This window comes from Pseudoalteromonas sp. S408, from assembly GCF_005886645.1.
GTDB lineage: Bacteria > Pseudomonadota > Gammaproteobacteria > Enterobacterales > Alteromonadaceae > Pseudoalteromonas.
This window is the reverse complement of the sequence record NZ_PNDY01000001.1, coordinates 159,438-179,531: the sequence shown is the minus strand read 5'-3', so window position 1 is coordinate 179,531 and position 20,094 is coordinate 159,438. Positions and strand designations below refer to the sequence as shown.

The following is a 20,094-nucleotide window of genomic DNA, read 5'->3' as shown; positions in this document are numbered from 1 at the left end:
GTGAGCAAACTAGCCCAAAAAAGTGGTTTAGTGTGGTTGTGGTTGAGTCTATTGCTTTTAGCAATAGACTTTGCCAGCAAAACACTTGTTGTAAATACGATGGCTTATAGCGAGTCTATCAATTTACTACCTGTTTTTAGTATTACCTATGTGCATAATTACGGTGCTGCTTATAGTTTTTTAAGTGATGCCGGTGGTTGGCAACGTTGGTTTTTAAGCGCAATTGCAATTGCGATAAGTGCCTTATTAGTGTGGTGGCTAAAAAGATTACCTGCTACTAATAAAGTGTTATGTGGTGCTTACTCGTTAGTGCTTGCTGGCGCTATTGGTAATTTATACGACCGTATTGCTTACGGTTATGTAATTGACTTTATTCACGTATTTTATGAAGACTCACATTTTCCTGTATTTAACTTTGCTGATTGTGCTATTTGCGTTGGCGCGGCATTGTTATTATTTGACGCCTTTACAGGCGAGAGTCCGAAGGAGCACAAAGCATGAGCCAAGCTGTAATTGGTGAGAACTCGCAAGTTATTTTTCATTTTTCTATAAAACTTGAAGATGGCTCTGCCGCTGATTCAACTAAAGTGCATAACAAACCTGCAAAATTAACAATGGGCGATGGTAGCTTAACAGCAAATTTTGAGAAGTGCCTATTGGGTTTAAGTGCAGGCGAAAGTAAAACGTTTGAACTAGAGCCTGAAGATGCATTTGGTCAGCCAAATCCAGATAATATTTATTACGTTGATCGTAGTAAATTTGGCGCAGAGACACCTGCTAAAGTAGGTGCCATTATTGCGTTTACACAACCTGATGGAACAGAACTTCCTGGGTTAGTGCGTGAAGTGCAAGGTGAGTCGGTTACGATTGATTTTAATCACCCGTTATCTGGGCAGCGCTTAACATTTGAAGTGGATATTATTGAGGTAGAGGGCTAATGGATATTTTATTAGCTAACCCACGTGGTTTTTGTGCTGGCGTTGACAGAGCAATTAGTATAGTAGAGCGCGCTTTAGATATTTTTGAAAAGCCAATTTACGTGCGTCATGAAGTTGTTCATAACAAATATGTTGTAGATGGCTTAAAAAATCGTGGTGCTGTGTTTGTCGAAGAATTGCACCAAGTACCAGACGATAGCATTGTTATATTTAGTGCTCATGGCGTTTCGCAAGCCGTTCGTTCTGAAGCCAAGCGCAGAGAACTAAAAGTGTTTGATGCAACATGTCCACTTGTTACCAAAGTACATATGGAAGTAACCCGCGCAAGCCGCAAGGGGACTGAATGTATTCTTATTGGTCATCACGGTCACCCTGAAGTTGAAGGCACCATGGGGCAATACGACAACAATGCTGGCGGTATATATTTAGTTGAAACCGTTGACGATGTTATTGCGCTTAATGTTAAAGATGCAGAAAATTTATTTTATTGTAGTCAAACAACACTCTCTGTTGATGACACCGCAGATGTCATTGACGCATTACGAGAAAAGTTTCCAGCAATTGACGGCCCGCGCAAGGATGATATTTGTTATGCAACACAAAATCGCCAAGATGCTGTGCGTGATTTAGCTGATAAAGTTGATGTGCTTTTAGTTGTCGGTGCAAAAAACAGCTCAAACTCAAATCGATTGCGCGAACTTGCGGATAAAATGGGCACAACCGCTTATTTAATTGATGATGCGACTGACGTACAAGAGCAATGGGTTTCAAGTGCTAATTCAGTGGGAGTGACTGCCGGTGCATCTGCGCCTGAAGTGCTTGTTCAACAAGTAATCAGTCGTTTGAAAGAACTTGGCGGTAAGCAAGTTGTCGAAAATCCAGGCGAAGAAGAAAATATCGTATTTGCTGTTCCTGTGGAGCTGCGTTAATCTATATAAATTAACTATTTAGATTACAAGGAGAGCTGTCATGAGCAAGTCGCTTCAATCGGATGCACTGCTTTTTTCGGCTCTTTTTAATGAGCGAGGTGTACTTGCCTCGCTTGTTGTCACTCAAGTTATAGCGGTCGTTTTAGCATTTGCTCCGCACGCTCAGGGGGATATATGGCTTAGGCTTGGGATAATTAGCTTATTTCTACACTTAATCGTTTTATCAAGTACGTCCTCGTTATATATAGCCAGACCTTTATTGCAAAATCGTTCTCATGTTTTGCAACTTTCACTTTTTTTTGTTTCTTTTTTATTATTTACCAGCTTATTTAGTGTTTTATTTTCGCACTTTGCGTTTGACATAAATACAACTAAACACCTTATTTATTTTGTAATGCAGAATATTATTATTGTCGCTTTTTTGGTTGCGTTGTTTGTGCAGTTTTTACTTATTCATGCTGAAAAAGAGAAGCAAACTAAGGCACTTTCACGTGCAGAATTAGATGCTTTACAGGCACGAATTCGTCCACATTTTTTATATAACAGCTTAAATACCGCAGCAGAATTAACGCATCACGATGCCGCGGCCGCAGAGCAAGCTATCTTAGCATTAGCTGCATTATCTCAAGCAGCAATGCGTTCTGGTAAAAGCGTGCTACTAAACGATGAGGTAACACTGAGTAAGCAATATATTGCTTTAGAAACATGGCGCTTTGGTGAGCGATTAAAAGTTAATTGGCTCATTCCAGAAGAATTACCAGCATTGAATATACCGTGTCTATCACTCCAGCCATTGCTTGAAAACGCAGTATGCCATGGTGTTGAAACAAGTGAAGACGGCGCAACCATTAATGTAGAGCTGCACATAACCACGGGTTATATTACTATGATTGTTTCAAACCCAATCACAGCATCAAAAGTGCAGACTAGGCCTAATAACGGCATGGCGCTTGAAAATATTCGTCAGCGTTTAAATATTTACTATAAAAATAAAGCGCAGCTTACTATTACCAATAGGGACAACGTATACAGAGTAAAAGTCGTTATCCCTAAGCACATGGAGAATAGCTTATGAATGTACTAATTGTTGATGACGAACCATTAGCTAGAATGCGCTTAAAACGGCTCTTAGCAAATGAAAACAGCATAACGATAAAAGCAGAAGCGGCAAATGGTAATGAAGCGTTGAAGCTTGCTAACAAGTATAATCCCGATTTAATTTTCTTAGACGTTGATATGCCCGGTATTAATGGCCTGCAAGTTGCGTATGAGCTTAACAGCTTGGCTTTGCCGCCAGCAATAGTATTTATAACAGCTCACCCTGAACATGCATTGGATGCACTGCAGTTAAGTGCTGCAGGGTATTTAGTTAAACCGGTTACCGAGCAGTCTTTAGCTAAAGTACTAGAACAACTAGGGCGTATAAATAAAGCGCATGTACAAAAGCAGCAATCACCTAAAATTAGTTATCAGGTAGCAGGGGTGATAAAAAGTGTAGATCTTGAAAATATTTTCTATTTTAATGCGCAGGAAAAATACACGAATATGGTTTTTGAAGGTGGAGAAGCCTTTGTTGAACAAAGTTTAAAACAGTTAGAGCTACTTTATCCCGCTCAATTGTTAAGAATTCATAGAAACACCCTAGTAAATAAAAATAAACTGCTGTGTTTAAAAACACAACGTGCTGGTTTACATACTATTGAACTTGCTGGTTGCACAGAGCCGTTGGCCGTAAGTCGACGGGAACTAAAAGCAGTTAAAAATATATTAAAAGTCTAGTTGTTAACCGTTTATCAACAAATCCTACCGCTCATCCTAGTAAGTATTGAATCTAAATTTTAATGTCATAAACTTATAATCAGATAATTTTTATTTGGTTTTGGTATGCAATCGTCTCAAACAAAATTTCAAAAAGGCTTCACACTAATTGAAGTACTCATTGCATTTATTATTTTAAGCTTTGGCTTATTGGGGGCCGTCGCTTTGCAAGCTAAGGCTAAGCAAGCAAGCTTTGATTCTATGCAGCGAGCTGCAGCTGTTGCGCTTGGAAACGACATTATTCAGCGCATTCGTGCAAATGATACACCGCAATTAGCTGGGCTTTATGCTAAAACATTTAACAGTGAAACCTCCACATCAACGTCTCAAACTTGTTTCAGTGCAAGCTGTAGTGCAGCGCAAGTGGCGGCTTTAGATTTAGAACAATGGAAAAGAGCAATCAGAGCGCGAGAGAACACAGGTGCCTTAGATGATGCAACTGTGTGTATTACGCCAACGGCAGTTGGTGGGTCAGGTGGTAAAGCGTTTAACTTAGAAGTGATTATTTCATGGCAAGGTAGGCAAGAGTTTACAGCTAATGATACAACAGCTGCGATTGAGTGTGGCGAATCAGACAAAAAGCGTCGTTTAGTTGTTTTAACTAGTTACATTTACTTAAGGAGCTAAGCATGAAGCAAAAAGGGTTTACCCTTGTAGAAATGATGATCTCGCTTTTTATAGGTGGTTTAGTTCTTGGTGGCGTTATGTTTACCTACATTGGTATGAAAGTAACCACAAAAGACACCATGACCATCGGTGAGATCCAAGAGTCTGCGCGTCTTGCTATTAATATTATGCAGCGAGATATAGAACAAATTGGGTTTTGGGGCACATACTACGATGACTCATTTGTCGCAGGTAACACCACAAGGGCTTCAGCAACAACCCCTGCACCAGATTGTTTTGAAGGGGCTAATAATGGGAGTTTTCCTGATTTAGCGTCTACCACTAACTTTAGAACTATTTATGCAAAGGTTGCTGAAGAGTCTAAAGAACTTAACTGTGTGAGTAACCCTGTAAAAAGTACAGATATTTTACAGCTTAAGTTTTTACAGGGAAATCGTTTAACAGTAGGAGCTGCAGGAAACGAAACCCAAGCGGGTCAAAATTACTTTGTTGCTGAGCAAGAAAGAGCGCAATTTGTGCGCGGCGTGGTTAATGCTGGTGCGCTAAATATTAATGCAACTGTTTGGCCCTATAGCCACCATGTTTATTATGTTTCTGAGCAAACCTATAAAGTTAATAATAAAAATATTACCGTTCCCGCATTGATGAGAAAACGCTTGGTGGGCGGCAATATTTCTACAGAGACAATCATGGAAGGCGTAGAAAATATGCGTTTTGTTTTTGGTCTCGACACAAATAGTGACAGCCGCATTGATACCTATAAAAGTATCAGCGATATGGAACATTCAGACTGGGAAGACCGAAAGGGTATTTTAACTGTTCAAGTATTCTTATTGATAAGAGCTTTACAAGAAGATCCGGGGCTTAAAATAAAAAACCAAACGTATACCTTGGGCGAAGACGATAATAAGCGTCAATTAACATTTAACGACAGTTACAGACGCACCGTATTTACTACCACTATTCGATTAAACAACGTTGGATCAAACTTATGGCGTATTTAAAAAACTCACCTAACAAGCAGCAGGGTGTTGTGCTTATTACAGCATTGATCATGGTTATAGCCGTTACCGGTATTGCTGTAACACTTATGAGCAGCAGTAGTATTGACGTTAAAATTACAAATGCAGCGCAAGAGCGAGAAGTCGCTGAAAATGAACTGATTGGTGAAGTGCAAAGAATGATTTCTGATGAGGCTAATAAAGGAGCTGCAAACCAGTTTTTTTTAACGCCGGATGAAGTATCACATCACTCAGGTGATAATGGCGAAGGTATGACGATTGCAACACATGGCGATATGCAAAGTAAAATGATTAACCTAAACAAAGGAGCGCTTGATTTAGAGTGCCCAAGGCGTTTTAACTTTACCGCGGGTATATCGTGCAACATGTTACAGGTTGCTACAACTGTTGAATATGGTTCTAAAGCGAAGCACTCACTCACAATTGTGACGGGTGTAGCACAAGAAATGGCTAGTATGAGTAAGGGAATTTAAGATGAGTTTTAAATTAAATAAAGTGCTAGCGGCATTACTTGGCTTGGCGGTCAGTGCAACAGCAAGTGCAGAAGACATTGAGTTATATGTAAACCACAATGTAGAAACTGATGAAAACCCAAGAGTATTAATGATATTTGATACGTCAGGCAGTATGGCTTGGGATGTGACTGATGGTGGGCAGTGTTATCGTCGCTACCAAAATGGACAATTTTATCAATCAGATTGTTTTAAAAGTCAGCCTTATTTTAATTACACACAGCAGTGCTACAAATCGGTTAACGGATTTGCTCAAGCTATTTGTGAAGATAGCCGACTTTTAGTCGCTAAAAATGCGATCACACAACTAGTTAATGATAACGATGATATTGATTTTGGTTTAATGCGTTTTAACGGAAACTCTGGAGGTTATGTACTTGCAAGGTCTGGTGCTAGCAAATCAAATATATTAAAAGAAATTGATGACTTGCCAGCAAGCGGTTCAACGCCAATAACAGAGACTCTCTGGGAGGCATACCGTTATATAACAGGTGCAAGTCTCGATTTTGCAAATGGTATAAATAATCGGGATAAAAGCGCAGATGCAAGCGGGAACTATAAGTCGCCCTTTAAAAAAAATTCAGGCGATCCTTTAAGGTGTGACAACTCAATAAATTTGATATTAATGACAGATGGCGACCCTACGAATGATAGTGGCCGTGATAATCAAATAAGAAATGTTCACAATGATATATTTGACGACTCAATTCCTTTTGTTGATGGTGACTATTCAAATAGTTATTTAGTGGCTTTATCTAAAATTATTCATGGCACCAACAACACAAAGGTAGATTTATACACAGACACTAGCGATGTTTTAGATACGGGTAGAGTGTATACCATTGGTTTTGGTACAGGTATGAGTGAAGACGGTATTAAGCTACTAGAGGGAGCGGCTTTTGTTGGTGGCGGACAATATTTAGAAGCTCGAACATCTGAAGCTTTGTCTGAAGCACTCAAAAATACAATTTCTCGTATTAGAGAGGTAAACGACAGCTTTTCATCTCCTTCTGTGGCAAGTAACAACGTAGATCAAACCCGAAGCCGCGACGCTATTTACTTTGCAATGTTTTATCCTGAAACCGGTGCACGTTGGCGTGGTAACCTTAAGAAATTAAAAGTATCGGGCAGTCGAATTGTTGACTCAACGGGCAACCAGGCTCTTGATGAAAATGGACTGATTGACGAAAGTGCCAAAACGTTTTGGTTACCTAGCGGTGAAGCTGCCGATGGTAATTTAGTGGCCCAAGGTGGGGTAAATCTTCATTTAACTAATCTTGATTCAGACAGCCGTAACTTATACACAGAGAATCAAGGACAAGTTATTACGTTTAATACAAGTACTGTAACAGATATTCTTGATTTGGTTGACGATAACCCGATTAGCTTATCGAGCAAGGATATTAAATGGGCTATGGGTATAGATGTAGACGATGAAGATGGTGATGGGTCAAGTGTAGATCAGCGTAAAGATATATTTGGCGACCCTTTACATTCAAAACCTGTAGCCATTGATTATGGTAACGATGATATCAGGGTTTTAATTGGCACTAATGCAGGCTTTTTACATATGTTTAAAGATTCTGATACCAGTGTGAGTGAAAGCTGGGCATTTATTCCTTCAGCCTTATACGACATTATTGAGCCGCTTAGGAATAACCAAGCTGATACAAAAGTTTATGGTATGGATGGACCCATTAGTGTTTATTTTAGTAATAAAAACCTAAACAGCGATGGATTAAATGATGGCATTATCGACGCCAGCGGGGACGACAAAGTGTGGGCGTTTGCAGGTATGCGCCGCGGTGGTGAAAATTACTATGCGCTTGATATTACTAATCCAGATGAGCCTAAAAAGCTGTGGGATAACCCAATTGAAGGCGGTAAAGGAGATTTCAAAGAATTAGGTCAGTCGTGGTCTAAGCCACAGATAGCCTATATTAAAGCATTTGGTGATAAACCATTACTTATATTTGGAGCAGGCTACGATATAAATAAAGATGAGGCTATTAGAAGTAATGATGGTATTGGCCGAGGTATATATATTGTTGAGGCTGAAACTGGTAAAAGAGTATGGGCTTTGACACCTAGCATTAATGGGTTTAAGGGCGAGCACAGCATTGCTGCCGATATTACTACATTAGACTCTGACTATGATGGCTACATAGACAGAATATACGCAGCCGATACAGGCGGTGATGTGTGGCGTATAGATATGCCCGGTACAAACACCAATGATTTTAGTCATTTCAAACTGGCAGAACTTGGCAGTAACAAAGCAACAGAAGACAGGCGCTTTTTTTACAAGCCACTGGTTGCGCGTACTATTTACAGCAAAGTATCAGAAACGACGATCAACGGTAAAAAAGTGATTACACGTCTGGATACACCGTATGATGCAATAGTTATAGGTAGTGGTAACCGCTCTAAACCAACCGGTACAAATGAGCAAGACCAACTGTTTATGATAAGAGATGAAAACACTGTCACACAAACGTTTAAATCAAACGCACCAGACACCATTAAACCAGATGATTTAATGCTCATGAATTCAGACCCGTTTGGTAATGCACTTGATGATGTGGACGATTTTGTAGATTTAGAAATAGACTTAGCAAAATTTAATGGCTGGCGTTACGAGTTAGGCACTGGTGAAAAGTCACTTGCCGCTTCAACTGTTGTTGGTGGTGTTGCGTACTTTACTAGCTTTACTCCAGCATCAGAAACATCAACAGAGAATCAATGTTCGCTCAGTGGCGGGGGGGGCTCATTGTATGCTTTCCACCTGCATTACGGGACAAAAGTGTATGACGACCTGAAATTTTCAACCAGTTATGATGTACCTGATACACCGCAACTTTACTTTGGAGAAGGCCCTTCATGTGCCGATGGTAATGGCGATGGTAAGTGCGATGACAACCCAACCCTATCTGTAACACAAGAAAGCCAATTTTATCTCATTGGGCCGGGTATTAAAGGAGAAAATGCACAAAACCCAATGAGGCCAGTTGAGATCACAGGCCCTGGTTTAAATGTAGTTGATGGTAAAGTACAGCTTGTTAACCCTGATAATACATTAGGCTTTGGATTTAGAACGCAACAAACGTATATCTATAAGCGTGAAGAAAATGATGAAGTTGGAAATTAAGGAATAAAAATGAATAAGCAACGAGGATTTACCTTGATTGAGCTGATGATAGCGGTGGCTATTGTTGGCATTATAGCAGCGGTTGCAGTGCCCAATTACACAGAATATGTAAAACGAGCATCAAGAGCGGAAGCTGCTGCAGCACTTTTAGATACGGCAAATAAACAAGAGCAATTCTTTGTAGATAACCGTGAATACACAGAAACATTTGCAGACTTAGGGCTTCAAAATAAAACCGAAAATGGGCATTTTGAATTATCTATTGATGTAGTTGATGGCAATGCATTTACTATAAAAGCAAAGCCAATTGCAGGTGCTGTAAAAGGTGATAACGACTGCAAGGAGTTATCTATTACCGACACAGGTTTAAAGGGCGCTAAAGGTGCCAAAGGTAACTCAGATATTGACTATTGCTGGGGCCGTTGAGTTTAATTTTTTTGGCATTTATCGGTTGATTTAATCCGTATTCTGCCCGTTTGACTTACCGATAAAGCCAACCCTTCTAGGTTGGCTTTTTCATTTGGGCAGTAAATAAACGTCCCATTTTGAAAACCGTTTAATGAACCATCAGGGCGAAAAGTAATTGCAGTGCGAGGGTATTCAAGCGCGTCAGCATCATGAACCTTTTCAAAGGTACTAAGTAATAGCTCATCATCATCTAATGTCGTTGATTTATCTTTGTCGATAAATAAGGACATTTGCCCATCCCACTCATCTTTTGAGCATTCACCCTCGTCTAACGAGCAAAGAGTAACGTAAGTCGCGTTTTCAATAGCATACAAACGACCATAATTTATTGTGCGATGCAGCAGGCTTACATGATTTTCTAGCCTGTTTTTAGCTAGAAAATCAGGATAGTACCACATAGATATTTGACTGATTATGCTTACAACAGCCAGTGTAATCATAAGTTCAAGAAGCGTGATCCCTTTACTTTTCGATATTGATAACCTCATCCCTGAAGTCCTAAATTAATAAGCGTTAATTTAGTTTAGTAAATGAAAAAAATATGACAAGATAAATTGGTTATTTTTTAACCGCATGTTTTTGTGCTATCACCTAAGTAAAACGCTGTGCCAGATTGAGAAACGCTAAGGGCTTTATTGTTATCTGTTCCATTATTAGGGCAAAAAACAAACTCCCCTGGGTTTGTTGTAATTCGACCGCTTGTATTAAAACGTAACCGTTTTGAGTTGCCTGTAAATTTAACTTTATCTTCTAGGCTAATTTTTTCCATTACCCGTAGTAAAGAGTCTGTAGAGCTGTTGTAGTTACCACTGTTATCTGAGTCGATAAAAACAATAATAATTTTATTTTTGTCCCATTTATTTCGGCATTGCATAGTGTCGTTTTGGTTTTTTACTTCGCCGTGTTGCGCTGCGCATATTACAACTATTTCATCGGTGCTTGCCGCTTGTGAGCGGGCATAACTAATATTTCTTTTCAGCTCTAGTAAAAAGTTTTCAGCACGATTTTCTTCTAACATGTCGCTGCTATTCCAAAAAGCGATAGACGCTATAATGCCAACAATTGCGACGGTTACCATTAATTCTAAAAGTGTGAATCCTGATTGTTTAATTTTCATAACGATCTCATTTACAGCTAATTTTTATATTACGATTCTTATATGCCCAAAATTATATCATGGCTGATTAATTTATCACCGTAATTCAATTGCTTTGTTTGCTATGAACCTTATGATTGTCTAAAATCGTGGCATCTAAAGCTTTAAAAAGTAATTAACATGAAAAAAATAGAAGCAATTATAAAACCATTCAAACTTGATGACGTACGCGAAGCGTTGTCAGAAGTGGGCATTAACGGTATGACAGTCAGTGAGGTGAAAGGTTTTGGTCGACAAAAAGGCCACACAGAGCTTTATCGTGGTGCTGAGTATATGGTTGATTTTTTACCTAAAGTGAAGCTTGATATCGTATTGGCTGACGAAAGTGTTGACCGTGCTATTGAGGTTATTGTAAAAACCGCGCAAACCGGAAAAATCGGTGATGGTAAAATATTTGTCACTGAGGTTGAGCGTGTAGTTCGTATTCGTACCGCAGAAGAAGATGAAGACGCAATTTAAACTAAGTTTAAAAAAGCTCAGACATTAAAGAGGCGCTTTAAAAGCGCCTTTTTTGTATTTACTGTGTTCTTTTATTTAGCGCTTGGGCTTTTTTTGCGTTTTGGCTTAATTCGGTTAAACCTAACTTTTCATAACTTTTTTGCATCATATCAAGTGCTGCATTCAAGTAACTACTTTGCGAGTAGTGTTCAACAACAAACTTACCACGGTTAGCTGCGGCTAAGTACGCTTCACGCTCGTAGTAGTATGTGGCTACTTTTAGCTCGTAACGTGCCATACGGTTAAGTAACCATACTAAACGACGTTTTGCTTCGGGCGCGTAACCGCTTTGTGGAAAGCGTTTTACAAGTGTTGATAAATCAGTAAACGCAACGCGTGTTCTGTTAGCATCTCTGTCTGCTCTATCAATACCAAAGTATTCTTGGAACGCATTTTTGTCTGCTTTAATATTTACCAAACCACGCATGTAATACATGTAATCTAGATCTTTATGATTTGGGTTCAAACGAATAAAGCGGTCAATAGTTGCTAATGCTTGTTCAGTGTTACCCGACTGGTAGTGAGCGTACACTAAATCCATTTGCACTTGCTTTGAGAATGGCCCAAATGGGTAGCGCGAATCAATCGCTGATAAAAGCTCAATTGCACGGGCATATAAGCCTGAATCTAGCGTTTCTTTTGCATCTTCGTATAAAGCTTGTGCTGATCTATTTGGTACGCGTTGAATGTCTTCTTGGTCAGGTGCTGACGAACAGGCACCTAAACTAAGTACCGAAACTGAAAAAACGATGGCAAATGCACGTTTCCCTATTTTATTTATCATTTTATTTGTTACCTTCGATGTCTTCGGCTAGGCCAAGTCGGTAAAACCGAGTAAACTATACGTATTATATTATGCTTTTATTAAAAGCGATTCTAACCCAGTCGAGCAAAGCTTGCACTGGTAAATTGGGTAAAGTTACGAATGACAGAGCAAATTTCTCTTCAAGCCGAGGTTCCAACCGACTTAGGTGGTAAACGTCTAGACCAAGTATTAGCGCAATTGTTCCCTGATTATTCACGTTCACGTATAAAAACGTGGATTTTGGATGATAAAATCACCGTTGATGGCGAAATATTAAACACACCGCGTACAAAATTGTTAGGCGGCGAAGTGTTAAATGTTGAAACAACCATTGAAGCACCGCGTGAATACCTTGCACAAAATATCGACTTAAACATTGTTTATGAAGATGACCATATTTTAGTTATTAATAAACCGATGGGATTAGTGGTTCATCCTGGTGCGGGTAATCCAGATGGCACTGTGCTTAATGCATTATTGCACCATTACCCTGACATAATAAATGTGCCTCGTGCGGGTATTGTTCATCGACTAGATAAAGATACAACAGGTTTAATGGTTGTTGCTAAAACAATTCAGGCGCAAACACACCTTGTTAAAGCATTGCAAAAACGCGAAAACTTCACTCGTGAGTATGAAGCGCTTTGTAACGGGACTATGACCGCTGGTGGAATGGTTGAAAAACCAATTGGCCGCCATGCAACACAGCGTACTCACATGGCAGTGCATGAAATGGGTAAGCCTGCTATAACGCATTACCGTGTTGCTGAAAAATTTCGTGCGCATACGCGTTTACGCTTGCGTTTAGAAACGGGCCGTACTCACCAAATTCGTGTACATATGGCTTATTTAAACCATCCGCTAATTGGCGATCAGTCATACAATGGCCGTCCGCGTCCACCAAAGGGTGCAACACCGCAGTTATTTGAGTTACTTCGTAGCTTTAAACGCCAAGCCTTACATGCAGTAAAACTAAGTATTGCGCATCCAATTACGGGCGAAATGATGACATGGCAAGCACCTATCCCAGATGATATGGTAGAGATGACGTTAGCACTTCGTGAAGATACACAGGCTAACCCAGATATCGATAGATAATGCAGTTGCTATCAGCACCATGGCAAAGCCTCCACAATGTAAGTACTTTAAGCACTTCACGTGAAGGCGGTGTGTCAAAGGCCCCATACAATAGTTTAAATTTGGGGCTTCATGTTAATGATAGCCACGCTGATGTATTACAAAATCGCTTAGTACTCAATAATATCCTCCCAAAGCCAGCTATCTGGCTGAATCAAATACACAGTGCAAATGTAATTACAGTTGATAAGAAGTTTGATTTTAATAAATTACATGATGCCGATGCACTCTATACGCGTTTAGTTGACCAACCCTTGGCTATAATGACTGCTGATTGCCTACCTATATTGCTTGCGAGTAATGATGGGACTGAGGTAGCGGCTATTCACGGCGGTTGGCGAGGGTTAGAACGAGGCATTATCCAAAATACACTTAAATGCTTTACTGCTCCTAAAAATAAAATTTACGCATGGCTTGGACCCGCAATCGGGGCGCAACAGTTTGAGGTAGGCGCCGAGGTATTTGAGTTATTTAACAATCAATCCCCGCAGTTTACTGATGTATTTAATTTACAGCCAAACAATAAGTATCTTGCTGATATTTATGGTATTGCATATATTTTATTAACCCAGCTTGGCGTTAAAAATATTACTGGCGGCGAATATTGCACTGTATCTCAACCTGATTTATTTTTTTCTTATCGTCGCGATGGCCGAACAGGGCGTATGGCAAGTTTGATCTGGCGCAAGTAATTAACAATTTAACGAATATATTTTCTTTAGCATCTTGAACAAATCGTGCAACATACCCATTTATTAATCAATTAGATTTTTTAATAGGTAACCCCCCATGCGTTTAGATAGATTTACAAGTAAATTCCAATCTGCGCTTTCTGATGCGCAATCGCTGGCCCTTGGTCGCGACCATCAATTTATTGAACCCGTTCATTTAATGTATGCATTGCTCCAGCAAAGCGGCTCAAGCGTTCGTGCACTGTTTGCTCAAACAGGTGTAAGTGCAGACGAGCTTAATACAAAGCTGTCTCAAGAAATAGAAAAGCTTTTTAAAGTAGAAGGTGTTGGGGGCGACGTACAGCTATCAAATAATATGGCTACGCTTATAAATTTATGTGATAAGTACGCTCAAAAGCGCAAAGATAAATTTATTTCGAGCGAACTATTTGTGTTGGCTGCATGCGATGACAAAGGTCCGCTTGGGGATATATTTAGATCACTTAATATCACTGCAACAAAAATAGAAAGCGCCATAAAAGCAATCCGTGGGGGTCAAAAGGTTGACGACCCGAATGCGGAAGAAACGCGTCAAGCTTTAGAAAAGTATACAATTGATTTAACCGAACGCGCAGAGCAAGGCAAGCTTGACCCTGTTATAGGTCGAGACGACGAAATACGCCGTACTATCCAGGTATTACAGCGCAGAACTAAAAACAACCCGGTACTTATTGGCGAGCCTGGGGTTGGTAAAACCGCCATAGCAGAAGGCTTAGCGCAGCGTATTATTAATGGTGAAGTACCAGAGGGATTAAAAAATAAACGCGTACTTTCACTTGATTTAGGAGCCTTGGTTGCTGGTGCTAAATTTAGAGGTGAATTTGAAGAGCGTTTAAAATCGGTTTTAAACGAGTTGGCAAAAGAAGAAGGCCAAGTCATCTTATTTATTGATGAAATTCATACTATTGTGGGTGCAGGTAAAAGCGATGGTGCAATGGACGCAGGCAATATGCTCAAGCCAGCATTAGCACGCGGCGAGCTGCATTGTGTAGGCGCAACCACACTAGACGAATACCGTAAATACATAGAAAAAGATGCAGCCCTTGAGCGCCGTTTTCAAAAAGTATTAATCGAAGAGCCTTCAGTTGAAGACACTATTGCAATATTGCGTGGTTTAAAAGAACGTTACGAACTGCATCACTCAGTTGAAATCACCGACCCTGCAATTGTTGCTGCCGCGCAGTTATCGCATCGTTATATTAGCGACCGTCAGTTACCTGATAAAGCAATAGATTTAATTGATGAAGCCGGCTCTTCTATTCGTTTGCAAATTGATTCGAAGCCGGAGTCATTAGATAAACTTGAGCGCCGTATTATTCAGTTAAAACTCGAAGATAATGCTCTCGCTAAAGAAAAAGATGAAGCCAGCCAAAAACGCCGTAGTGAAATGCAAGAGCTCATAACCGATCTTGATGGTCAATACCGCGAACTTGATGAAATTTGGAATGCCGAAAAAGCATCACTGCAAGGTACGCAAGTAATTAAAGCGGAGCTTGAACAAGCTCGGCTTGATTTAGATGTAGCTCGAAGAGCAAGTGATTTACAGCGTATGTCTGAGTTGCAATATGGTCGTATTCCAGAGCTTGAACGCAAGTTAGATTTAGCGTCACAAGCTGAAATGCAAGACATGACGTTGCTTAAAAACCAAGTAGGCGAAGATGAAATTGCAGAAATACTCTCTCGTTGGACAGGTATTCCTGTATCTCGAATGCTACAGGGGGAACGTGAAAAACTGTTGCAAATGGAAGATAAACTGCATAGTAAAGTAATAGGGCAAGACGAGGCCGTTGTGGCAGTGTCAAATGCGATTCGTCGCTCTCGAGCAGGGCTTGCTGATCCTAACCGACCGATTGGCTCATTTTTGTTTTTAGGGCCAACAGGGGTAGGAAAAACAGAGCTGACTAAAGCGCTTGCTGGTTTTATGTTTGACACAGAAGATGCCATGGTACGCATTGATATGTCTGAATTTATGGAAAAACATTCTGTTGCTCGTTTAGTGGGGGCGCCTCCTGGTTATGTAGGATATGAAGAAGGGGGCTATTTGACAGAAGCTGTTCGTCGTAAGCCATATTCGGTTATATTGCTTGATGAAATAGAAAAAGCACATCCCGACGTGTTTAATATTTTATTGCAAGTACTCGACGATGGCAGGCTGACCGACGGGCAAGGGCGTACTGTTGATTTTAAAAATACAGTAATTATTATGACTTCAAATTTAGGCTCAGATATTATTCAAGAACAAGCGGGTAATAATGATTACACAACACTTAAATCAAAAGTGATGGATGTATTGATTAGCGAGTTCAGACCTGAATTTATAAACCGCATTGACGAGACCGTGGTATTTCATCCGCTTGCGAATCAGCATATTAAAGAAATTGCTGACATTCAGCTAATGAAATTACGTGAACGTTTAACTGAGATGGGGTACTTATTAGAAATTAGCGACCCAGCTCTCGACACTATTGCTGCAAGTGGATTTGATCCTGTGTATGGTGCACGTCCATTAAAACGAGCCATTCAACAAACGATTGAAAACCCATTGGCACAAAAGTTACTCAATGGTGATTACATTCCAGGGTGTGTCATAGTTATTGATGCAGGCAGCGATGGGTTAGTATTTACTAGCCGGTAAATAACGATAAAAACCGCTTAGTTGCCCAGCTCATACAACTAAGCGGTTATTCAACCTGTAATGTTTATACTTTAAAAGTTAAAAGTAGGTCATTTACTTTTCGTGAGCCTTCAACCAGTTCTGCTGCACCTTTAGCTACTTCAAAGCTTAAACTCAAATTGTTATCGCCAAAGGCTTTAATATCAGTCACATTGTTGCTGATATCGTTACTCACCATTTGTTGCTCTTCTGCTGCAGACGATATTTGAATGGCTAAATGCGATATTTCACTAATTTGAGAAAAAATACCTTCCAGTTCCACTTGCGTTTTTTCTGTGGTATTTACACAATTATCTGCCTGTTCTTTAGTATCTTGCATCACTTTTGACCAGCTAAATAAGGTATCTTGTATTTCTTTTATTGAGCTGTGAATTTGTGTTGTAGCACTTTGTGTACGAGACGATAAAGTTCTTACTTCATCGGCAACGACAGCAAACCCTCTTCCGTGTTCACCAGCCCTTGCTGCTTCTATTGCTGCGTTAAGTGCAAGTAGGTTTGTTTGATCTGCAATGCCTTCTATTTCACTCATTACTTGACCAATTTTATCAGCTTCTGACGCCAAACTGCTTGCAGTGCTTGCTGCATGCTCAACTTGAACGGCCAGATCTGAGATCATATTACTGTTATCGGCAATGTGTATTTTAATTTCAGAGCAACTGCTGTGTGTTGCATTAACTTTATCTGCGGTTTCAGCTGTGTTTACTGAAATTTCGCCAATGGTCGATCCCATTTGTGTCATCGCAGATGCAATCTGTTCTAAACGCTCTCCCTGAGAGGCAATGCCTTTTTCGGTAAGCGTTGACTGTTTGTCTAAATTAGTCGCAATACTATTAAAGTTATAAGTTGAGTCTTTCATACGGCCAAGCACCGTACGTAATTTTGCATTTAGCAGTTGTTCTTTGAAGTCACTCACGCTGTGGGCTGTGGTGCCGCTGTAAATATAGCGAGAAACAGAATCTGATTTCGCTTTATGCTCACGTAATATTTTTGGGGTTGCAACAAGCTCATCGTAATTTAGGGCGACTACTAATACACAAACAATAACGTTAAGCAAAGTAATGGCTATTGGGCCAAATACCGCAGAGCTTATTAACCAAAGTAACACACACGCGATGGTGATACTTTGCCTTACTCCTGTTTGCTCACGAATACTAAATAACGATTTTTTAGCATTAAGTGTATCGTATAAGCTTTGCGCCTTATCTTTAAGCGCTTGGCTTGGCTTTGTTCTTACTGATTGATAACCAACGAGCTGACCATGTTCAAAAATTGGGGTAACAAAAGCGTCAACCCAATAGTAGCGACCATCTTTACAGCGGTTTTTTACCATACCACGCCAAGAGTGACCTTGTTTTAATGTTTCCCACATTTCTTTGAACGCCGCTTTGGGCATATTTGGGTGACGAACTATATTATGATTTTTGCCAACAAGCTCTTGTATTGAGTAACCAGCAACGGTGCAAAACTCTGTATTGGCGTAGGTAATAACACCTCGTAGATCGGTTGTAGAAACAAGCTCTTGTGACTCATCAAAGAGAACTTCTTCATTAATTAGTGTTTTATTACTGTGCATTGCATTCACTATCATCCTTTTTAATTAATTGAAGTATATTCAGTTATTTATACAAAGCAAAATTACAGCTCGTTTATATTTATATTTAAGGTAAATCTAATGCTTTATTGATCTGTATCAAGTTTTTTTAAGTTAACAATGTTTACCAAATAAAATTTGAATTGTTTATTAGTAATTACAGGTCTTTTGAACAGCTTGGTTTAATACTGCTATATTAGCAAATAGCTACGTAAAGCAATTGTATAAAGTGAATAGCAATGGCAAGATTACAACATCATTGCATGAAGATAGTTATATCAAGCGTATGCTCAAATCATGGATATGAGGACTAATTGAAAAAACTATATTGTTCTTAACAATTTAATCTTGAGTAATCGGTAATTAGCCCCCATAACCGAATGATTACGCCACGTGGCCTGAGGAAATATTTTTGACAACACATGATCTAACAAATGCGCTTAACGCGTTATCAACTGGTGAACACCAAAACGCAATTAAGGGCATTAAGCGTGGCATTGAACGCGAGTCGCTAAGAATTCAAAGTAACGGTGCTATTTCTTCTCAAGGTCATCCAAAAGGGGTGGGGAGTGCATTAACTAACGGGCACATAACGACTGATTTTTCGGAGTCTTTACTCGAGTTTATTACGCCTGTTAGCGAGTCATCAACACAGACCCTGAAGCAGCTGCGCGACCTTCAAAAATTTACGCTTGAAAATATGGGTGATGAACTGCTTTGGCCCATCAGTATGCCTTGTTTTATAAATCATCAAGACGACATTGTACTTGCTCAGTTTGGTAGCTCAAATATAGGTAAAATGAAGACGCTTTACCGTGAAGGGCTAAAAAATCGATACGGCAGTATGATGCAGGCTATTGCTGGTGTGCATTTTAATATCTCTTTTCCAGAGTCACTTTGGAAGTCTCTGCACTCGTTAAAGCAAAGTAATGCGAGCTTGCAAGATTTTATATCTGATGGTTATTTATCCCTGATAAGAAACTTTAAACGTGAGCTGTGGCTTATTAGTTACATGTTTGGCGCATCGCCTGCACTGTGTAACTCATTTTTGCAAGGTCGAAAAACAGATTTACCATTTAAAAAGTTAGGTAAAGGCACCTTATATTTAGAGGTAGGAACTGCTCTGCGTTTAGGTAACTTAGGGTACACAAATAGTGCACAATCGTCGTTGCGTGTTATGTATAACTCGCTTGATGAATACGTTGCCGGTTTGAAAAAAGCTATCAATACGCCATCAGATATTTACAGTGATATTGACGACTACACTAGCGAACAGCCAAAACAGTTAAATAAAAACATTCTTCAAATAGAAAATGAGTTTTACTCGCCAATTCGCCCTAAACGTAATGCAAACAGTGGTGAGACACCAACGGATGCTTTATTAAGGGCAGGTATAGAGTATGTTGAAATTCGTGCACTAGATGTAAATCCGTTTAGTGAAGTGGGTATCGATATAGAGCAAATTCACTTTTTAGATGTATTTTTAACGTATTGCTTATTAAAAGATTCACCACAAATGGATTGGCAAGAACAAGCTCGTAGTACTGAAAACTTAGATGCGGTGGTAAATCAGGGCAGAGAGCAAGGGTTGATGCTCAATGATAATAATACTCCGCGTAGTCTGCAATCTTGGTGTCATCAAATATTCTCTCAATTAACAGATGTTGCAAAGTGGATGGATAAAGCTTACGGCGTTAGTTACTACTCAGAAACAATTGAGCGCATGAGCACATGGGTTAATGATCCTTCGCTTACTTACTCTGGGCGATATGTAGCAAAACTAAAAGAGTCAGGTTTAGACAATGGTCATTTTGCCTTAGACTTAGCAAATAAGTATAAGCAAAGCCACGTAAACACAGACTACAGTGAGTTTTTAAAGCCGTGGCTTGAGCAGCAAGTTGAGCTGTCAAATGAAGCTCAGCGTAGTATAGAAGATGCAGATGCGCAGTCGTTTACAATGTTTTTAGATGAGTACTTTCATAAAAACTGATACCCAATATGCACGCAAAAAAAACGCAGCCTAATATGGCTGCGTAAATA

At 39.7% G+C, this 20,094-nt stretch carries 19 protein-coding genes; 15 read left to right on the top strand and 4 right to left on the bottom strand.

Annotated features, from left to right (window positions below; genetic code table 11):
• From lspA to CWB62_RS00875, 10 genes are all read left to right on the top strand, one after another.
• Complete coding sequence (lspA, locus tag CWB62_RS00920; protein ID WP_010555931.1) at window positions 1-501, top strand: signal peptidase II; 501 nt, start codon at window positions 1-3, stop codon at window positions 499-501.
• Window positions 498-938: an FKBP-type peptidyl-prolyl cis-trans isomerase gene (gene fkpB / locus CWB62_RS00915; RefSeq protein WP_006792779.1), complete on the top strand. Its 441-nt coding sequence runs from the start codon at window positions 498-500 to the stop codon at window positions 936-938. Before lspA ends, fkpB begins: the two co-directional genes overlap by 4 nt.
• Window positions 938-1,867, top strand: coding sequence for a 4-hydroxy-3-methylbut-2-enyl diphosphate reductase (gene ispH, locus CWB62_RS00910; protein ID WP_058551006.1), 930 nt, complete (start codon window positions 938-940; stop codon window positions 1,865-1,867). Before fkpB ends, ispH begins: the two co-directional genes overlap by 1 nt.
• A 40-nt stretch (window positions 1,868-1,907) precedes the next feature.
• Window positions 1,908-2,942, top strand: a complete 1,035-nt coding sequence (locus CWB62_RS00905) for a sensor histidine kinase (RefSeq protein ID WP_138528710.1) — start codon at window positions 1,908-1,910, stop codon at window positions 2,940-2,942.
• Window positions 2,939-3,646: a LytR/AlgR family response regulator transcription factor gene (locus CWB62_RS00900; protein WP_138528708.1), complete on the top strand. Its 708-nt coding sequence runs from the start codon at window positions 2,939-2,941 to the stop codon at window positions 3,644-3,646. The genes CWB62_RS00905 and CWB62_RS00900 overlap by 4 nt, the downstream gene beginning before the upstream one ends.
• A gap of 105 nt (window positions 3,647-3,751) precedes the next feature.
• A complete protein-coding gene (gene pilV, locus CWB62_RS00895; protein WP_138528706.1) occupies window positions 3,752-4,312 on the top strand; it encodes a type IV pilus modification protein PilV in 561 nt (186 codons plus the stop codon).
• Between the two features lie 2 nt (window positions 4,313-4,314).
• Window positions 4,315-5,316 (top strand): PilW family protein, encoded by a 1,002-nt coding sequence (locus CWB62_RS00890; protein WP_058403471.1) that lies wholly within the window; start codon window positions 4,315-4,317, stop codon window positions 5,314-5,316.
• Entirely contained in the window at window positions 5,304-5,807 is a 504-nt protein-coding gene (locus tag CWB62_RS00885; RefSeq protein WP_058403470.1) for a hypothetical protein, read from the top strand. The genes CWB62_RS00890 and CWB62_RS00885 overlap by 13 nt, the downstream gene beginning before the upstream one ends.
• Window position 5,808: 1 nt before the next feature.
• Window positions 5,809-8,994 (top strand): pilus assembly protein, encoded by a 3,186-nt coding sequence (locus tag CWB62_RS00880; RefSeq protein ID WP_138528704.1) that lies wholly within the window; start codon window positions 5,809-5,811, stop codon window positions 8,992-8,994.
• A 9-nt stretch (window positions 8,995-9,003) separates the two neighbouring features.
• Entirely contained in the window at window positions 9,004-9,420 is a 417-nt protein-coding gene (locus CWB62_RS00875; protein ID WP_058403468.1) for a type IV pilin protein, read from the top strand.
• 2 nt (window positions 9,421-9,422) lie between these two features.
• Here CWB62_RS00875 and CWB62_RS00870 read toward each other — a convergent pair whose 3' ends face one another.
• The gene (locus tag CWB62_RS00870; RefSeq protein ID WP_138528702.1) at window positions 9,423-9,950 is read right to left on the bottom strand and encodes a GspH/FimT family pseudopilin; all 528 of its coding nucleotides are present in this window, start codon (window positions 9,948-9,950) and stop codon (window positions 9,423-9,425) included.
• A 77-nt stretch (window positions 9,951-10,027) separates the two neighbouring features.
• Window positions 10,028-10,579 carry a GspH/FimT family pseudopilin gene (locus CWB62_RS00865; RefSeq protein ID WP_058403466.1) on the bottom strand — a complete coding sequence of 184 codons (552 nt, stop codon included), beginning with the start codon at window positions 10,577-10,579 and terminating at the stop codon, window positions 10,028-10,030.
• Window positions 10,580-10,738: 159 nt separating this feature from the next.
• Between CWB62_RS00865 and glnB the strand changes: the two genes are divergently transcribed.
• Window positions 10,739-11,077, top strand: coding sequence for a nitrogen regulatory protein P-II (gene glnB, locus CWB62_RS00860; RefSeq protein ID WP_006792790.1), 339 nt, complete (start codon window positions 10,739-10,741; stop codon window positions 11,075-11,077).
• A gap of 58 nt (window positions 11,078-11,135) precedes the next feature.
• Here glnB and CWB62_RS00855 read toward each other — a convergent pair whose 3' ends face one another.
• The gene (locus CWB62_RS00855; protein WP_006792791.1) at window positions 11,136-11,900 is read right to left on the bottom strand and encodes an outer membrane protein assembly factor BamD; all 765 of its coding nucleotides are present in this window, start codon (window positions 11,898-11,900) and stop codon (window positions 11,136-11,138) included.
• Between the two features lie 141 nt (window positions 11,901-12,041).
• On the opposite strand from CWB62_RS00855, the gene rluD reads away from it, so the two are divergent.
• The 3 genes from rluD to clpB all read left to right on the top strand — a co-directional run bounded on the left by rluD (window position 12,042) and on the right by clpB (window position 16,424).
• Window positions 12,042-13,019, top strand: coding sequence for a 23S rRNA pseudouridine(1911/1915/1917) synthase RluD (gene rluD / locus CWB62_RS00850; RefSeq protein ID WP_006792792.1), 978 nt, complete (start codon window positions 12,042-12,044; stop codon window positions 13,017-13,019).
• On the top strand, window positions 13,019-13,750 hold the full coding sequence (gene pgeF / locus CWB62_RS00845) for a peptidoglycan editing factor PgeF (RefSeq protein WP_138528700.1): 732 nt from the start codon (window positions 13,019-13,021) through the stop codon (window positions 13,748-13,750). Before rluD ends, pgeF begins: the two co-directional genes overlap by 1 nt.
• A 97-nt stretch (window positions 13,751-13,847) precedes the next feature.
• Window positions 13,848-16,424, top strand: coding sequence for an ATP-dependent chaperone ClpB (clpB, locus tag CWB62_RS00840; protein WP_138528698.1), 2,577 nt, complete (start codon window positions 13,848-13,850; stop codon window positions 16,422-16,424).
• 64 nt (window positions 16,425-16,488) lie between these two features.
• Here the strand turns inward: clpB and CWB62_RS00835 are convergent, their stop codons facing one another.
• On the bottom strand, window positions 16,489-18,036 hold the full coding sequence (locus tag CWB62_RS00835; protein ID WP_138528903.1) for a methyl-accepting chemotaxis protein: 1,548 nt from the start codon (window positions 18,034-18,036) through the stop codon (window positions 16,489-16,491).
• Window positions 18,037-18,466: 430 nt separating this feature from the next.
• Between CWB62_RS00835 and gshA the strand changes: the two genes are divergently transcribed.
• Window positions 18,467-20,044: a glutamate--cysteine ligase gene (gene gshA, locus CWB62_RS00830; protein ID WP_138528696.1), complete on the top strand. Its 1,578-nt coding sequence runs from the start codon at window positions 18,467-18,469 to the stop codon at window positions 20,042-20,044.
• Window positions 20,045-20,094: the final 50 nt, after the last annotated feature.

Coding starts and splice junctions, on each gene's coding strand:
- fkpB (WP_006792779.1), top strand. CDS start 498: ATGAGCCAAGCTGTAATTGGTGAGAACTCGCAAGTTATTTTTCATTTT.
- ispH (WP_058551006.1), top strand. CDS start 938: ATGGATATTTTATTAGCTAACCCACGTGGTTTTTGTGCTGGCGTTGAC.
- CWB62_RS00905 (WP_138528710.1), top strand. CDS start 1,908: ATGAGCAAGTCGCTTCAATCGGATGCACTGCTTTTTTCGGCTCTTTTT.
- CWB62_RS00900 (WP_138528708.1), top strand. CDS start 2,939: ATGAATGTACTAATTGTTGATGACGAACCATTAGCTAGAATGCGCTTA.
- pilV (WP_138528706.1), top strand. CDS start 3,752: ATGCAATCGTCTCAAACAAAATTTCAAAAAGGCTTCACACTAATTGAA.
- CWB62_RS00890 (WP_058403471.1), top strand. CDS start 4,315: ATGAAGCAAAAAGGGTTTACCCTTGTAGAAATGATGATCTCGCTTTTT.
- CWB62_RS00885 (WP_058403470.1), top strand. CDS start 5,304: ATGGCGTATTTAAAAAACTCACCTAACAAGCAGCAGGGTGTTGTGCTT.
- CWB62_RS00880 (WP_138528704.1), top strand. CDS start 5,809: ATGAGTTTTAAATTAAATAAAGTGCTAGCGGCATTACTTGGCTTGGCG.
- CWB62_RS00875 (WP_058403468.1), top strand. CDS start 9,004: ATGAATAAGCAACGAGGATTTACCTTGATTGAGCTGATGATAGCGGTG.
- CWB62_RS00870 (WP_138528702.1), bottom strand. CDS start 9,950: ATGAGGTTATCAATATCGAAAAGTAAAGGGATCACGCTTCTTGAACTT.
- CWB62_RS00865 (WP_058403466.1), bottom strand. CDS start 10,579: ATGAAAATTAAACAATCAGGATTCACACTTTTAGAATTAATGGTAACC.
- glnB (WP_006792790.1), top strand. CDS start 10,739: ATGAAAAAAATAGAAGCAATTATAAAACCATTCAAACTTGATGACGTA.
- CWB62_RS00855 (WP_006792791.1), bottom strand. CDS start 11,900: ATGATAAATAAAATAGGGAAACGTGCATTTGCCATCGTTTTTTCAGTT.
- rluD (WP_006792792.1), top strand. CDS start 12,042: ATGACAGAGCAAATTTCTCTTCAAGCCGAGGTTCCAACCGACTTAGGT.
- pgeF (WP_138528700.1), top strand. CDS start 13,019: ATGCAGTTGCTATCAGCACCATGGCAAAGCCTCCACAATGTAAGTACT.
- clpB (WP_138528698.1), top strand. CDS start 13,848: ATGCGTTTAGATAGATTTACAAGTAAATTCCAATCTGCGCTTTCTGAT.
- CWB62_RS00835 (WP_138528903.1), bottom strand. CDS start 18,036: ATGCACAGTAATAAAACACTAATTAATGAAGAAGTTCTCTTTGATGAG.